Annotated in this window: 14 protein-coding genes; all 14 read right to left on the minus strand. The window is 46.4% G+C overall.

Annotation, left to right across the window (positions count from 1 at the left end; translation table 11 throughout):
• Positions 1-78: 78 nt before the first annotated feature.
• The 14 genes from KDD36_04245 to KDD36_04310 all read right to left on the minus strand — a co-directional run bounded on the left by KDD36_04245 (position 79) and on the right by KDD36_04310 (position 16,591).
• Positions 79-1,221 carry an acyl-CoA dehydrogenase gene (locus KDD36_04245; protein MCB0395834.1) on the minus strand — a complete coding sequence of 381 codons (1,143 nt, stop codon included), beginning with the start codon at positions 1,219-1,221 and terminating at the stop codon, positions 79-81.
• A 6-nt stretch (positions 1,222-1,227) separates the two neighbouring features.
• Positions 1,228-1,755 (minus strand): adenine phosphoribosyltransferase, encoded by a 528-nt coding sequence (locus KDD36_04250; protein ID MCB0395835.1) that lies wholly within the window; start codon positions 1,753-1,755, stop codon positions 1,228-1,230.
• On the minus strand, positions 1,752-2,450 hold the full coding sequence (locus KDD36_04255; GenBank protein MCB0395836.1) for a helix-hairpin-helix domain-containing protein: 699 nt from the start codon (positions 2,448-2,450) through the stop codon (positions 1,752-1,754). The genes KDD36_04250 and KDD36_04255 overlap by 4 nt, the downstream gene beginning before the upstream one ends.
• A gap of 45 nt (positions 2,451-2,495) precedes the next feature.
• Positions 2,496-4,043 carry an alanine:cation symporter family protein gene (locus KDD36_04260; protein ID MCB0395837.1) on the minus strand — a complete coding sequence of 516 codons (1,548 nt, stop codon included), beginning with the start codon at positions 4,041-4,043 and terminating at the stop codon, positions 2,496-2,498.
• A gap of 57 nt (positions 4,044-4,100) precedes the next feature.
• Positions 4,101-5,012, minus strand: coding sequence for an NAD(P)-dependent oxidoreductase (locus tag KDD36_04265; protein MCB0395838.1), 912 nt, complete (start codon positions 5,010-5,012; stop codon positions 4,101-4,103).
• Positions 5,013-5,023: 11 nt separating this feature from the next.
• Positions 5,024-6,031, minus strand: a complete 1,008-nt coding sequence (locus KDD36_04270) for a potassium channel protein (GenBank protein ID MCB0395839.1) — start codon at positions 6,029-6,031, stop codon at positions 5,024-5,026.
• 9 nt (positions 6,032-6,040) lie between these two features.
• A complete protein-coding gene (locus tag KDD36_04275) occupies positions 6,041-7,360 on the minus strand; it encodes a DUF2851 family protein (protein MCB0395840.1) in 1,320 nt (439 codons plus the stop codon).
• A 140-nt stretch (positions 7,361-7,500) separates the two neighbouring features.
• Positions 7,501-8,322 (minus strand): orotidine-5'-phosphate decarboxylase, encoded by an 822-nt coding sequence (pyrF, locus tag KDD36_04280; GenBank protein MCB0395841.1) that lies wholly within the window; start codon positions 8,320-8,322, stop codon positions 7,501-7,503.
• A gap of 4 nt (positions 8,323-8,326) precedes the next feature.
• Positions 8,327-9,406, minus strand: a complete 1,080-nt coding sequence (gene prfA / locus KDD36_04285; protein MCB0395842.1) for a peptide chain release factor 1 — start codon at positions 9,404-9,406, stop codon at positions 8,327-8,329.
• 9 nt (positions 9,407-9,415) lie between these two features.
• Positions 9,416-10,585: a phosphoribosylformylglycinamidine cyclo-ligase gene (locus KDD36_04290; protein MCB0395843.1), complete on the minus strand. Its 1,170-nt coding sequence runs from the start codon at positions 10,583-10,585 to the stop codon at positions 9,416-9,418.
• A gap of 99 nt (positions 10,586-10,684) precedes the next feature.
• Positions 10,685-12,637 (minus strand): OmpA family protein, encoded by a 1,953-nt coding sequence (locus KDD36_04295; GenBank protein MCB0395844.1) that lies wholly within the window; start codon positions 12,635-12,637, stop codon positions 10,685-10,687.
• Positions 12,638-12,914: 277 nt separating this feature from the next.
• Complete coding sequence (locus KDD36_04300) at positions 12,915-15,113, minus strand: glutamine synthetase III (protein ID MCB0395845.1); 2,199 nt, start codon at positions 15,111-15,113, stop codon at positions 12,915-12,917.
• 195 nt (positions 15,114-15,308) lie between these two features.
• Positions 15,309-16,238 (minus strand): calcium/sodium antiporter, encoded by a 930-nt coding sequence (locus KDD36_04305; protein MCB0395846.1) that lies wholly within the window; start codon positions 16,236-16,238, stop codon positions 15,309-15,311.
• A 110-nt stretch (positions 16,239-16,348) separates the two neighbouring features.
• A complete protein-coding gene (locus KDD36_04310; protein MCB0395847.1) occupies positions 16,349-16,591 on the minus strand; it encodes a twin-arginine translocase TatA/TatE family subunit in 243 nt (80 codons plus the stop codon).
• Positions 16,592-16,593: the final 2 nt, after the last annotated feature.

A 16,593-nucleotide genomic window follows, 5' to 3' on the forward strand; every position in this document is an offset into this window, starting at 1 on the left:
CAAAGATAAGACAACAGTTTTAAACATGCAACACAGCAAGAAAGTTTACGGTTGCCAAGAACCCTCGAACCTTAAACTCTAAACCTTCAATATCTCCCGTGCGATGACCAGTTTTTGTATTTCAGATGTTCCTTCGCCGATGGTGCACAGTTTGGAATCACGGTAAAACTTCTCTACCGGAAACTCTTTTGTATATCCATACCCACCGAAAATCTGCACAGCTTCTGTAGAAACACGGACAGACACTTCCGATGCATAATACTTGGCCATTGCAGCCAGTGTGGTTACAACTTCACCCGCATCCTTCTTAGCGGCAGCCTGGAAAGTCAACAATTCAGCCGCCTCCACTTCTGTTCTCATATCGGCCAACTTAAAGGCAATGCCCTGAAAGTTAGATATCGGCTGATTGAACTGGTGTCGTTCCTTTGCGTATTTCAACGAAGCATCCAAAGCGCCTTTGGCAATGCCCAATGACAACGAGGCGATAGATATCCTGCCACCATCAAGCACTTTCATGGCCTGTACGAAACCGTCACCTACTTCACCCAGGATATTGTCTTTATGAACACGGCAATTATCAAAGATCAGCTCCGTTGTTTCCGACGCACGCATGCCCAGTTTGTCCTCCTTTTTTCCAGCAGAAAAACCCGGCGTACCTTTTTCAACCACGAAGGCCGTGGTTCCCTTGCGATCGCCTTTCTCCCCTGTTCTGACGATAACAACCGCAACGTCACCTGACTTACCATGCGTGATGAAGTTTTTACTTCCGTTGATCACATAATGATCCCCATCTTCCACCGCGGTGGTCAGCATATTCCCGGCATCGGATCCTGTATTGGTCTCAGTCAACCCCCAGGCTCCGATCCATTCACCGGATGCCAACTTTGGAAGCCATTTCTTCTTTTGCTCCTCATTGGCAAACTGCAGGATGTGCCCGGTGCATAAGGAATTATGCGCTGCGGTGGATAGTCCAATTGAGCCACATATGCGGGCAATCTCGGAAACCACAACCACATAATCCTTGTAGGTTAGTCCTGATCCGCCATATTCAGTTGGCACCAAGACCCCCATCAGGCCGAGTTCACCCAACTTCTTAAACACTTCAATGGGAAATTCCTGGGATTCATCCCACTTCATCAGATTGGGACGAATATGCTTGTCCCCAAAGTCACGAATCATATCAGCGATCATGCGCTGATTCTCGCTCAGTTCGAAATTCATCATAAATTAATATTCTGCAAGACTGTAGGTGTGCTCCGAAAAGGCAACCAGCTTGCTATTTCCACTCAGAAACGACAAATGTATCAAAAAAACGAAAGCGGAAACGCTCCCTCCCATTCTTTCCACCAATTGAGCGGTGGCAGATGCTGTTCCTCCGGTTGCTAAAAGGTCGTCATGGATGAGAACTTTCCAGCCTGACCGGATCGCATCCACATGCATTTCCACCTCAGCAAATCCGTATTCCAGTTCATACTGCTGTGTTACCGTTTCATAAGGGAGCTTTCCCACTTTGCGAACGGGTACGAAGGGCACATTCATCGCCTGCGCCAGCATAAAACCGAACATGAACCCACGGCTTTCAATTGAAACGACAGCATCAATGGAGAGATGCGAGACCAACTCCTTCATGGCCTTGGTAATCTCCCCACAAAGTACCGGATCAAGAAAAACGGGCGTGATGTCTTTGAACATGATGCCCGGCTTGGGGAAGTCAGGTACATCCCTGATAGCGGCTTTAAGCTGATCTGATATCATAGTGCTATTAAATAAGGTGCAATTTTAGCATATAATTCCGGGGTTACCAATCCCCTTTCCACAAGCTCGGCATTGTTCTGAAACGGCGAATCACGTCTGCTGTTGGCAATTGATTTCACAAGTTCAAGAGAGAAATACGGATGTCGCAACAGCGTTCGGAAATCCGAATCATTCAAGTGGAGGTGTGGCTCCGGAACAACTTCCAGTTTCATCAGTTTTTTATTTTGGTTAACCACAGCAGAGTCAAGGCCATATACCTCATACAGCTGATTGATATTGCTAAACCCTCCGAGCAGATCCCGGTATTTCACAATGCGTCCGGAAAGCACGGAACCGATACCTGGAAGTTTCTGAAATGTTTCTGCCGAAGCGGTATTGATTTCAACGGGATCCGGTTTCACTTCCTGTTTACGGACGCTGCGCTGGGAAATCCGGTATTTTGCACTTGGGGCCGGATTTACCTCACCTGAGGAATCTGTCAGCGTTAAAGATTTTTCGGGATCCGGGCCATGCGCTTGTTGCTTTATCAATGCATGCTCCTGCAAATTCGATGGTAATTCCGGTGGTTTGGGGTCCGGCCACCATTCAATTACAGCCCATAGAAAAAGAATGAGTGTGGCCAGAATGATCAGGCCACGCTTTTCACCATTGGTATAGCTGTGGTACTCGAGGACGAGCTTGCGAAATGGATGCATGCTTCATAAAATGCCCTCTGAATGAAAAAATGTCTGCTTCCAGACCTACTTATATTGCTTGATCTCCCCGGATTTGATCCTGGACACAAATGAATTCAGTTGATTCTTCACAACTGGTGCAAGAATAACCAGACCTAACACATTGGGAAAGCACATGGCAAAGATCATGGCATCCGAGAACCCGACCACGCTATTCATATTCATCGCGGATCCGAAAACTACGAATAGCAAAAAGATCAATTTATACGTCAAATCCATGGCCTTTGTATCACCAAACAAAAAGGTCCATGCCTTTAATCCGTAGTAGGACCATGATATCATTGTTGAAAATGCGAAAAGCACAACTGCCACACCAAGCACATACCTGCTGCCAGGAATGACACTTTCAAAAGCATGGGAAGTAAGCGTAATACCATCGGTTTCCGCGGACGAATAGAAACCAGTGATTACAATGACCAAAGCCGTCATTGTGCAAACCACAACAGTATCAATGAAAGGTTCCAGGAGTGCGACCAACCCTTCGGTTACCGGCTCATTGGTTTTTACAGCAGCGTGTGCAATTGAAGCAGAACCAATTCCCGCCTCATTTGAAAATGCCGCCCTTTGAAAACCGGTGATCAATACACCAATAAATCCACCAAGTGCTGCCGAAGGAGAAAAGGCGCCTTCAAAGATCAAAGAGAATGCCAATGGAATCTCACTGAAATGCCCCATGATCACAATAAGAGCAGCCAGTACGTAAAGACCGCACATAAATGGAACGATCTTATCCGTGACCTTCGCAATACCCTTAATACCACCCACAATAACGATAAAAACGAGGGCAGCCATAACCAACCCAAATATCCAGCGACCACCACCCGAAATGATGCTATCCGGGCCTCCGGTAATATTGATAAATTGTTGACATGCCTGATTAACCTGGAACATATTACCTCCGCCAAATGAACCACCGATACAGCATATCGCAAATATCACAGCCAGCACGGCACCAAATCCACCCATTCCTTTTTCTTTCAGGCCTTGTTTCAGATAGTACATAGGTCCACCGGAAACCACCCCGTTATCATCAATTTTCCTGTATATAACACCCAGTGTACATTCTACAAACTTGGATGACATCCCCAACAACCCCGCAACAATCATCCAGAACGTTGCACCTGGGCCCCCAACGGTGATTGCGATAGCTACACCGGCAATATTTCCTAAACCAACCGTTCCTGAGAGGGCTGCCGTGAGTGCCTGGAAGTGAGAAACCTCTCCCTTGTCATTCGGATCATCGTATTTCCCCCGAACAATGGATAGGGACAGCGGAAAACCCCGAAGGTTGATAAAGCCCATATATATGGTAAAGCCAATCGCTCCCAGAACCAGCCAAATTAAAACAAAAGGGACTTCTTTAGAGGAAGTGATCGGAATTGTTGTAAATATAAAATTGGTAATGGCATTAGAAGCAGGCGTTAAGGCATCATCGATACGCTGATCAAATGATTTCTGAACCGTATCAATTGCTTCCGGATCCTGTGCAAAAGTGGACAGGCTTAGGGCAATAAGAATTCCAGAAATCAGTAAGTTGATTTTATTTAATCGCATGTTTGGGGATTTTTGTTCCGGGTCAAATATAGCTCAATTTGGATGAAACGACCAAGCTTAACCGACCGGCATTTTCTTCAATTGTTCCGATAGAATCCGGAGGCCTTCCTGAAATGAATGGGGTTTATAACCCAGTTCCTTCTTCGCCTTATCCAGCACAAACCCTGTTACGGGAGGTCTTTCTGCAGCCTGGTTAAGTGACGAGGTTTCTATCTCCGTGATCAGGCTTTTATCTCCACCAAAGAAGTCTGCCACCTGTTGTGCCAGCTCCACCATGTTCATCATCTCATCACCCGACACATGAAAAATTCCGGTGGCTTTTCGTTTTGCTATTCGGATGCAGGCATCAGCAAGGTCCTCCGCCAAAGTAGGCATTCGGTACTGGTCGTTTACTATACGTAGGGTCTCTCCGCTTGAAAGGGCCTGTTTCACCCATAATACAATATTGGATCGGCTCATCCCTTCCGCCACGCCATAGATAATGATGGTGCGTGCAATGGCCCATGGCAACGATGATTTCATCACCAACGCTTCCGATGCAACCTTGGAGCGGGCATAGTGACTTAATGGCCCAACGGCATCCTCTTCCTTGTATGGCCCGTTCTTTCCATCAAATACAAAATCGGTGGAGAGATGTATAAAGTGTGCTTTATGTGGTTTGCATGCTTCGAGCATATTTCCAACCGCATCCACATTGATCTTCCAGCACAATTCCTGATCTTTTTCACAGGCATCCACATTGGTCATGGCTGCTGTATTGATGACAACATCCGGTTTAACCATATCAAAAACACGGGTCACTTCATTCGGATCCGTAATATCCATGGGATAGTAAACATACCCTGATTGGTCACTGATCCTGTTTTCACCCTTCGAGGTAGCAAACAGGTTGATGTCCGGATCATTCATCAGCGCATGAATGATCTTCTGTCCCAACAGCCCGTTGCTGCCTGTTACCAATATCTTCAATGCCTTGCTCATTAAACCTTTAATAGAATATCCTTGAGTTTTCCCACTTGTTCCGGGGTTCCCAGCACAAACACTTTGGAGTTGGACTCGATCCTTGTTTCAGGAGATGGGTTGATCACAAAAGCACCTTGTGAAGTTCTGAACCCGACAATATTGGCGCCGGATCTTTTTCTGATCTCCAGTTCACTTATGGTTTTATTGCGCAGATCCTCGGGAAGGTTTTCAAATGATATTTCTTCCAGATTCGTGCTGAGGGAATATTGACCGACGATATAGTCGATAAACTCAATGACATCCGGTTTTACCACCAGAGACGCCATATGTGCCCCACCTATCTTATCCGGCATAATCACGTTATCAGCACCGGCCCTTTTAAGCTTTTTGTCGGAATGTTCATCTGAAGCACGGCTAATGATCATCAGGTCCTTATTCATGCCGCGTGCGGTCAGGACAACCAACAAGTTATCCGCGTCTTTTGGCAGTGTAGTGATCAGGGCACGGGCATGCCCAATGCGTGCTTCTTCAAGCACCTCATCTTGTGTAGCATCACCTTCCAGCACCAGGTGTTCACTGTGTTCACGGATAACGGATAATGACTCTTCCTTTTGTTCTATCACAATATAGGGTTGTCCATGCGCCTGCAGTTGCGCTGCTGCTTGTCTGCCATTTCTTCCGAAACCACAGATCACCACATGATTATTCAGTTTTTGAATTTCCCTGGTCAACTTCTGATCTTTAAAAAAACGCTGAAATTCCCCTTCCACTACAAATACGGTAACCGCGGAAACAGCGTAAGCAAATGTACCAAAACTTGTTACAATCAGGACGATGGTAAAAATTCTGCCGGATTGTGACAGGTCACCCACTTCTCTGAACCCGACAGTCGACACCGTGATCACGGTCATGTAAAGCGCATCGGCAAATGAATAGCCCTCCAGGATCATATACCCTGAAACACCAAGCGTTGCAATAAAGAACAGCAATAAAAAAGCGAACAGGATTCTTGAAAAACGTTTCATGGTCAGGGGTTAACAGGCTGTGTCGGGCGGATGCTCCTTGGCCCTCAGATACGCCGAACCGACGTTGCAAATTAAGCACTTTTTTTGTTGACAATATTTGTCATGCAAGTGAAACAATGCCTGGGAATGTCCACTATGAACCGGTTCCAGTGGTGATTGACAAAACATCCTTGTAATGTGATTGTCTTCCGGTTTTAATACCTGTAACCAGTTCAATGCTCTTTCCTTCCATGCTTGTTGTTCATAGGCCTCACCCATGGCAAACAAGGCAGGAGCCATCGTATTTACCACAATTCCAATCCTTGCGTTTACACCAATACAGGTAGCATGTGGCTTTGTGTTTTGTTTGAAATGCCAGTGTTCTTTCCAAAACGGGGATGCGTTTAACTCCAGTTTTTCAAGAAGGTCGTGTACCTTTTCCGTATCCCGCACCAGTCCGGAAAATGAAGGTATGGCATACAACAGCGCTGCCAGCTGGGCCATGCGGAATGTCGGGAAATTATATGGTCTCATCCGCAGGAACTTCCACACATGGCCGTCCATCATTGGGGTCTTTTGGATGGTAAGCCAATATTGATACTTTTCTATGAGGCCAGATACATATGGATGTGAAGATTGGGGCGGAAGCAAACCGGCAGTACCGAACAAGGCCGCCTCGATCATCATCAGGTCATGTCTTTTCTTCTGGATCACCTTCAACGGCAGGCGTTGCGCCAGCCATTGAAAAGGCAATGCATTGACATGAAAACCGAAGCTTCTGCACAACATCCGGTATATGGCCTCATCCCAATCCCCGCATAATTTGATCAAGGTCTTCCAAACAGAAATCCGATGTTCCAGACGTTCCACCATCATACGGTCAAGCCACGAAATTGCCTCAACGGCAGAGACCTGATGTATCGCATTTCCGCATGGCAATCCGGATTTTGCAAAATGAAGCCTGTTCATACGGGAAAGGACATCATCACTGATCCACTTCCGGATTTCAAACACTTCCGGTATACGTCCATTGGCCGAACGCACCTCCGTATCATGAACCCAAACCACGTGAAGGATCACATTGTTATAAGCCGGATCGCACTGGTGTTGGTGACGCACCCAATCAGATGAACGAACGTGTATCTCAACATGACCCGCCCAGGTGATGTTACCCACGCGGATACGGGCTTCGGTAAAATCCGGACCGGCATGATCATTTCGCCTTCCTGGTTGCACAACCGAGCAAGCTTTTCCACCGTGAAGTAAAAGATTAGGGGAAGGAAGTAATTGATTTTCCCAGACGAAGGCGATGAATGCTTCGTCGATGGATTCGGGTAAGGTAATGGACATGGGCATTGTCCCCGTATCAAACAAGTTCAACAATGCCCTCTGCGGGATGGCATCCATCCCGGTGTCCCGAAATTAGTCAATAACCGAACACAAAAAGTGATGGTGTAAGTTTAGTCAAAAGGTTTTCTGTGAAATCCGGATCAGCCAACCGGAGTAAAAGTATCCATCAATGCGGCCATTTCTGTTTGCATACGTCTGGCTTCTTCCGCAGATTTTTCAGCGAAGTCTTCACCCTTACCGGCGTAGAGGATAGATCTGGAGCTATTTACCAGAAGGCCGACATCTTTATTCATACCGTAGCGGGCGACTTCATCCAGACTTCCTCCCTGTGCACCCACGCCCGGAACGAGCAAAAAATGATCAGGAATCTCCCGGCGGATCTCTTCCAGATATGCAGCCTGGGTAGCACCTACCACATACATCATATTATCTGCGGTGCCCCAGGCAGATGATGCCTTTAAAACCTTTTTATAGAGTGGAATCCCATCGACCTTAAGGTGTTGAAAATCATCAGCTCCTTTGTTGGATGTCAGGGCAAGAAGAATCACCCATTTGTTGTCATATTCCAAAAAGGGCCGCACACTGTCTTCTCCCATGTAAGGAGCAACCGTAATGGCATGGAATGGCATTTCCTCAAAGAACGCCCGGGCATAAAGGCCGGATGTATTTCCGATATCCCCTCGTTTGGCATCCGCAATGGTCATGACATCTTTCGGGAGGTACTCCACAGTTTTACGCAGACTTTCCCAGCCTTTTTTGCCGTGTGCCTCATAAAAAGCCAGATTGGGCTTATAAGCAACCGCATAAGGCAAGGTGGCATCTATCACCGCTTTGTTAAAAGCAAACAAAGGATCAGGTTCGATCAAAAGGTGCCGCGGCATTTTCTCCAGGTCAGGATCAAGTCCTACACAAAGGAATGAACGCTTGGATCGAATTTGTTTTACAAGTTCCTTTCTGGTCATATGATCAGGCGGCATGTTCAGTTCCTTCCTTCAGACGTTCGGCATTTTCCGCCACCTGAAGTGCATCTATGATCTCATCGATGGCACCGTCCAATATGGCTGACAAATTATAAAGTGTCAACCCGATGCGATGATCGGTCACCCTGCCCTGAGGGTAATTATAGGTTCTGATCTTGGCAGATCTGTCGCCGGTGGCCACCATGGTCTTCCGTTTCTTCGAGGTCTCTTCCATTCGTTTTTTCCATTCAATCTCATAGATTCTGGAACGCAAAACGGAGAGCGCCTTTTCATAGTTCTTTATCTGCGATTTCTCATCCTGGCAGGAAGCGACAATCCCGGTGGGAATATGAGTGAGACGTATCGCGGAATAAGTGGTATTCACTGATTGTCCGCCAGGACCTGATGAACAGAAGGTATCCTTCCGGATATCGGAATCTTTCAGCTGGATATCTATTTCTTCCGCTTCCGGCAGAACTACTACTGAAGCTGCGGAGGTATGCACCCGGCCTTGTGTTTCCGTTTGAGGTACACGTTGCACACGATGTACTCCTGATTCATACTTCAAAATACCATAAGCGCCGGGACCAACCACTTTAAAAATCATTTCTTTAAAACCGCCTGCGGTGCCTTGCGTATGGTCCATGGCCTCCAGTTTCCATCCACGGGTCTCCACAAACCTGGTGTACATACGATAGAGGTCACCGGCAAAAATGCTGGCTTCGTCTCCACCGGTACCAGCCCTGATTTCCACAATCGCGTTGCGGTCATCTTCCGGATCTTTCGGCAACAACAATACCTTGATCTGCTCTTCAAGTTCTTCCTTCTTTTCAGAAAGCGTATCGATCTCCGACTTGGCCATCTCCCTGAACTCTTCATCCTTTTCGGTTTCCAATATCTTTTTGGAAGATTCGAGATTTTGTACAACCTCCTTATAAATCTTGTACATATCCACGATATCCTGAAGATCTTTATACTCTTTGGAAAGACGTATGAATTGCTTCTGATCGGCAATGATGTTGGGATCGGTGATTTGTTCACCAACTGCATCCCAGCGCTGTTTTATGGCTTCGAGTTTGTCTAACACAACACTTAATTAATGATATTGAAAAGATCCATGTGTGCTGCTGATGGCAACTTCACTGCGATCGGCTTTTTCCGTACGACCGATGATTTGTGCCTGGATGCCAAATGACTCCGCAATATCTATCACCTTATTTGCAGAAGCTTCTTCCAGGTAAATCTCCAATCTGTGTCCCATATTAAACACCTTATACATTTCTTCCCATGGAGTTCCGGAGTCTTTTTGAATCATCGCAAACAAAGGCGGCACAGGCAACATGTTATCTTTGACTACACGCACGCCTTCAATGAACTTCAGCACTTTGGTTTGTCCCCCCCCTGAACAATGGATCATTCCCTTGATTGCGGATCGTTCAGTTTCAAGGATTTTATGAACGACGGGCGCGTAGGTGCGGGTAGGAGACAACAACAACTTACCAACCGGCAGACCTGTCTTTTCCTCAATATCCGTTAGCTTGTGAGGACCGGTATAAAGCACATCTTCCGGCACATTCGGATCAAAACTTTCGGGGTAATTCCTGAGATAATGTTTAGAAAGCACATCATGACGTGCGGATGTGAGGCCATTGCTACCCATTCCGCTGTTGTATTCTTTCTCATAGTTTGCCTGTCCGTATGAAGCAAGTCCTACAACTGCCAGTCCCGGGGTTATATTATTCACCACAAGGTCCGACCTCTTCAAGCGGGCAAAAGCGGTGAATCCCACATCAAGGGTTCTGACGATATCGCCAACGTCGGCTGTTTCACCACCTGCCAAATGTATCTCCACACCCAATGCTTTCAACTCGTCAGCCAACTCTGCCGTTCCTTGAATCAGATGTTTGAGAACATCTGCTGTTATAAGATTTTTGTTCCTTCCGATGGTAGAAGAAAAGACGATGCCTGTTGTTGCTCCGACACAGATCAGGTCATCAAGATTCATGACCAGTGCATCCTGCACAATATTCTTCCACACGCCAAGATCACCTGTTTCTTTCCAGTACAGATAAGCTATGGCTGTTTTTGTACCGGCGGTATCCGCATGCATGATATTGCAATATTGCTCATCACCACCGATGTGATCGGGAAGAATTTTGCAAAAGGCATGGGGGTGCAATCCTTTATCAAGGTTGGCAATGGCATTATGAACATCCTGCTTATCTGCAGAAACGCCGCGTCTGTCGTATTTAAGTGAATGACTCATTTGAGGAACAAAGGTACGTTGAAAATCATGTTGGTCGTGCAGGAAATAAAAAAAGCATCCCGCTTTTTGCGGGATGCTCAGGGTATATACTGTTTAAAACTATCGTCCGCTTGCTGCCTTCGGCACATAGTCGTCCCTCAATACCCGGAATACGGTACGACGGTTTTTCTGGTGTGCTGCTTCTTTTTCATCTTCCGTTTCAAGCTTGGCTATTTCGGCATCGCTTACCAGAAGTTTCTTCTCGCCATAACCCACAGGCACCATGCGATCAGCAGGAATCCCTTTAGAGATCAGGTAGTCTACACATGATTTGGCACGGTTCTGCGACAGTTTCTGGTTGTATTTATCGCTACCGCGTGAGTCGGTGTGTGAAGAAAGTTCGATAACGATCGTTGGGTTATCAATCAATACCTTGTAAAGGAAGTCCAGAGAATCCTTTGACTCCGGCCTTAGTTCATATTTATCCAGATCGTACAATACATCGGGAAAACGAATCTCACCCACCTTGATGCTTTGGAGATAAAAGTCGTGGATCAGGTCCGTTGACTCGGTCAGGCCAACAGTGGTTTCAGTTCCGCTGTCTTTCAGATAATCCTTTTTGGTAGCAACCAGATCATAGGTCACGTTCTGGGCAATCTTAGTAAAGTAATGTCCTGCTGTATCGGTGTTGATCTGCATACTTTCGCCATTGGAACCGGTAATGCTAACGGTGGTGCTTGGCAATACCTGTTTGGAATCAACATCATAAGCCACACCCTGCAGGGTGAAGATCAATGGTGGCAACCAGAACATATAGATATCATCACCACCTTTTCCGTTAACGCGGTTGGAAGTAAAGTATCCTCTCTCTGCTGTCTTCTCAATGATGATGGCAAAATCGTCACCAGGACTGTTGATTGGCGACTTCATATTTTCGGGTTTGGTCCACTTACCTTCTTTCTGGTCTGACCAGAAAATATCCAGTCCACCCATACCGGCATGTCCATTAGACGCGAAGTACAGCTTTCCGTCTGCATGGATGAATGGGTACATTTCATCACCGGGGGTATTGATGGTGGGTCCGAGGTTCTCCGGATCAGACCACACTTTGGTCTTTTTATCGTAGTTGCTTTTCCAGATATCCTTACCACCCTGGCCGCCGGCCATGTCAGAGGCAAAGTAAATGGTAAGTTCATCTTCGGTCAAGCTGGGGTGTCCTACAGTAGAGGAATCATTCCCGAAGGGAAGTTCAACCACATCTTCCCAACCTGTTCCTTTCTTTCTGGACTGGCATATTTTACACACCAACTGTTTGTCCTGCTCCGCTGTACAACGGGTGAAGGTCATCTCATTGGCTCTTTCATTCAGCCATGGGCTTCCGTCATTGGATTCGCCATTAGCAGTCCCGGGGATGAGCGTTGGTTCACTCCATTTACCATTGCGATCACGCTTGGTTTCGTAGAGGTCGCTGAAACTTTCACCTGTCCATTCATCCACTCCTTTTCCCGTTGAGCTGGGGCGGGTGGATGTGAAATACAATATGGAGTAGTCCTTCTTGGCGTATGCCGGTGAAAAGTCGGATTGAGGGCTATTGATCAGCGCCATGTTCTCCACCTTATATCTTGTGGGATTGTCTTTCCAGTCCTGTGCATTCTTACAGGCCTCCACTCCTGCTTCGCCGCGGGAATCATCGGGAACCAGCTTTTTATACTTCTCATATTCCACAATGGCTTCCTCATACTTCTCATTGATCTTTTTCATATCAGCGAGGTAGAGTTGCGCAATGGGGTCCTTATATTTTGCTTTGATCGCCTTATCATACCAAATCTCCGCTTGCTTCGTATCATTGATATAACGATAGCATTCTGCGGTCTTAAAGAGTATCTCAGCTTTCTTTACAGGCTTTTTCTCCTTGGCATAAGCCTTCTTGAATGGATCTATGGCTGCCGAGTATTGGTAATTATTGAATTTGGCATTGGCATCATCCAGGAAATCCTTTTGCGCAAAGGACGACAGACTGCAAATGGCCAGGAAAAATACCGTACCTAGAAAGCGTGCAAGATTGGAGATCATAGATTTCGTTTTGGATAAGACTGTGCGCTCTTGGTCACCATTGACCGCCGCTAAATAAATAATTATTTTCAAATAATACAAGCCGATTGCCATGCAACAGCCGGTCGTAATTACTGAATGACAGGCTTTTCGAATCCATACCGATTGGGTTGTCTTTCACCAATCAGCCAACGATCATCAAGCTGTTTACATGGCCTTGACTCAGGAGTAAATGAATTCCGAAATATTTCGAGTCGAACATCAAAAAAAGGGGCGATTGCCCCTTTTTTATCCATGTTTATCTTGAGAACAGCAACTCCCGGTATTTCGGAAGCGGCCATATCTCATCATCAATCACCAATTCAAGTTTATCCACATTGTAACGGATCACCTCAAAATACTTTTTCACATCGTGGCAATAGGCCACTGCTTTCTTTCTGGCATCTGTAATCGCGTTGGCTTTTTTCCGCGCCTCGAGCATTTCGTTTGCCCCATTTGTGATCGCCGCAACATGTTCAGAGATGGTCTTAATGGTATCCAACGGAATCTTTGCTGCCTTATCATACTCCGCTTTGGTAAGAACCTCTTTCAATCCTCTGACATTTTCCAGCAGTACATTTTGATAGCGGATAGCAGTAGGCACAATGTGATTGATCGCCAGATCCCCCATCACCCTCGATTCAATCTGAATCTTCTTGGTATATGTTTCCAGTTGGATTTCATAGCGGGCATGCAATTCCCGTTCCGTGTAAATATCGTTTCTACTGAAGAACTCGGCCGCCTCTTTGGTGATCATTGCATCCAGTGCTTCCGGAGTGGTCTTGACATTTGAAAGACCCCGTTTGGCAGCTTCCTTCACCCACGCATCACCGTAACCATTTCCTTCGAAACGAATGTTCTTGGAGTCGATGATGTATTGACGAAGCACCCTTAAAATGGCCACATCTTTCTTTGCACCTTTCTTAATGTGCTTATCCACCTCCACTTTGAACTTCTTCAGCTGATCGGCCATGATCGCATTCATGATCGTCATTGCGGATGCGCAGTTGGCCGAAGACCCTACTGCCCTCAGTTCAAACTTATTTCCGGTAAAGGCGAAAGGAGATGTCCTGTTACGGTCTGTATTATCCTTAAGAATCTCCGGAATTTTTCCGATATCCAACTTAAGAGCCGTTTTATCATCGGGAGATAAATTTCCCTTCCCTACTCTTTCAACAAGGTCATCCAACACGTTGGTTAACTGCGAGCCGATAAAGATGGAAATGATTGCAGGTGGCGCTTCATTGGCTCCCAGCCGATGGTCGTTTCCGGCGGATGCGATACAGGCACGAAGCAAATCGGCATGCTGATGAACCGCCATAATGGTATTCACAAAAAAGGTCAGAAACTGAAGGTTTGTCTTTGGTGTAGAACCGGGACTCAACAGGTTTTTACCTGTACTTGTGGCCAGCGACCAGTTGTTATGCTTTCCGGAACCATTGACACCGGCATACGGTTTCTCATGCAACAGCACCCGGAAATTATGACGACGCGCGGTTTTCTCCATCACATCCATGAGGAGTTGGTTATGATCCACGGCCAGGTTACATTCCTCAAATACCGGCGCGCACTCAAACTGGTTGGGCGCAACCTCATTGTGACGTGTTTTCACCGGTATACCCAACATCAGACATTCCGCTTCAAAGTCTCTCATAAAAGCACCCACCCGGTCGGGAATTGAGCCGAAATAGTGATCTTCCAATTGCTGATCCTTTGCGGATGCGTGCCCGAAGAGGGTTCTTCCTGTCAAAGCAAGATCCTGACGTGCCGCATATAGTGCCGAGTCCACGAGGAAGTATTCCTGTTCCCAGCCCAGGGTAGCAGTTACCTTGGTAACATTCTTGTCGAAATACTGACAAACAGCCGTTGCAGCTTCATCCACTTTATGAAGTGCCCTGAGCAATGGCGTCTTATAGTCCAGCGCATCACCTGTATATGATACGAATATCGTTGGGATGCAAAGTGTTTTACCAATAATAAAGGCCGGAGATGTCGGATCCCACGCTGTATATCCACGGGCTTCAAACGTATTTCTCAATCCACCGCTTGGAAAACTGGAAGCATCCGGCTCCTGTTGCACCAGTTGGTTGCCACCGAAGGATTCAAAAGCCCGTCCGTCAGAGGTAGGTTCAAAAAACGCATCATGTTTTTCAGCAGTAGAACCGGTTAATGGCTGAAACCAGTGTGTATAATGGGTCGCACCGCGCTCAATAGCCCAGGCCTTCATTGATGATGCCACCTGATCGGCAATCTTCCTGCTAAGCCTTTCCCCGCGTTGAACGGCATTCCGTACATCACTGAAAGCATCATCCGGCAAATACTCACGCATGGCATCAATTCCGAACACTTTACTTCCATAATACGTTGAAACAGATCCTTGAACTCCATTGGGTACAGATGGCACCCTGTTGATCACGCTATCAAGGGCTTCAAATCTGAAACTGGCTGCTGTAGACATATAAATAGCTGTTATTAGGTGTTAATGTGACGCAAAGGTATTCCATTTCAGGGGTCAAGTCAAATATTTTACACTTTTTTTGAGATTACCCCCCTAAATTTTTACACACTCCATCCATTTTTTTATTTTATCCAAGATTTCATGCAAAAAAAAGACCCTAACGGGTCTGAATTTTAAAAAAGATCAACTCCGTTTCTAAAACAAGAGAATCATATAAACCGCATAGGCTGCAATCAACACCAACCCCGCAAGACGTTCAATCCTGAATCGGAATATCATCATGGGAAGGATGACAGCACTTGTTCCCAACATCCAGAACACATCGGAACGCATGACCTCTTCCGCTACCGGGATTTCTGCGAAAAGTGAAGTCGTTCCAAGTATGGCGAGGAGGTTAAAAATATTCGACCCGATAAGATTACCCACGGTGATATCCGTCTCACGCCGAAAGGAAGCCATCACAGACGTGACCAGTTCCGGAACACTTGTACCAAACGCGATCATTGAGACCGCAATAATCCTTTCAGACACGCCAAGCTTGGTGGCAATGTTCACCGCACCGCCAATCATCCAATCGGCACCAAATGCCAGACCCACACCACCAGCGACGATAAGCGTAATACTTTTCCAAACGGACATGTACTTTTTTACACCTTCATTATCGCCCTTTTGTTTTTCTTCACGCCTGGATTTCATCACCAGCCAGATCATAAAACTGATCAACACCACAAGGAAAACCATTCCTTCCCACATTTCCAGAATGCCATTCCATGCGAAAACGGTAAAAAGCAAACTGGCAATCATCATCATGGGCCAGTCAATTCTAACCGAAGAACGATTGACTGCAACGGGAAAGATTAGCGCGGTGATTCCAAGAATAAGGGCAATGTTGGCAATGTTTGAACCCACTACATTCCCTATTGCAATATCCGGATGACCATTCAATGCAGCCTGTATACTCACGATAAGCTCGGGCGCCGAAGTGCCCATGGATACCACGGTCATACCCACCACCAGGGTGGATATTTTAAGGCGCAGTGCAATAGCAACCGCACCTTTAACAAGTAACTCGCCCGCCACAACCAACGTGGCAAGTCCACCAATAAGTAACAGGTAATTATTCACGGTCTGACCGGATGGGTTAAAGAATGCAGGTAAAGTTAATCCGGGAACCGAAGATAGGGATGTCTTTCTTCTTTAAAAATTTTCTCTTGTACTATAGGACTAGGTCCTGATCAGTTGGACGATGACGCGGATGGTTCATCATTCTTTCTGGCATCGTCCTTCTTTTTGTCCTGATCGATGTTTGTACTTTGCTGGATCTCCCGCTGAATATCATTCGCCGCATTCTTGAATTCACGCATGCCCTTACCAAGGCCACGAGCCAGTTCAGGTATTCGTTTTGCACCAAAGAACAACAGGATCACCAACATGATGACGACAATCTCTCCTCCTCCGAGATTAAAAAAAAGCAGCATAC

It is taken from the genome of Flavobacteriales bacterium (assembly GCA_020435415.1).
Taxonomy (GTDB): Bacteria; Bacteroidota; Bacteroidia; order JACJYZ01; family JACJYZ01; genus JACJYZ01.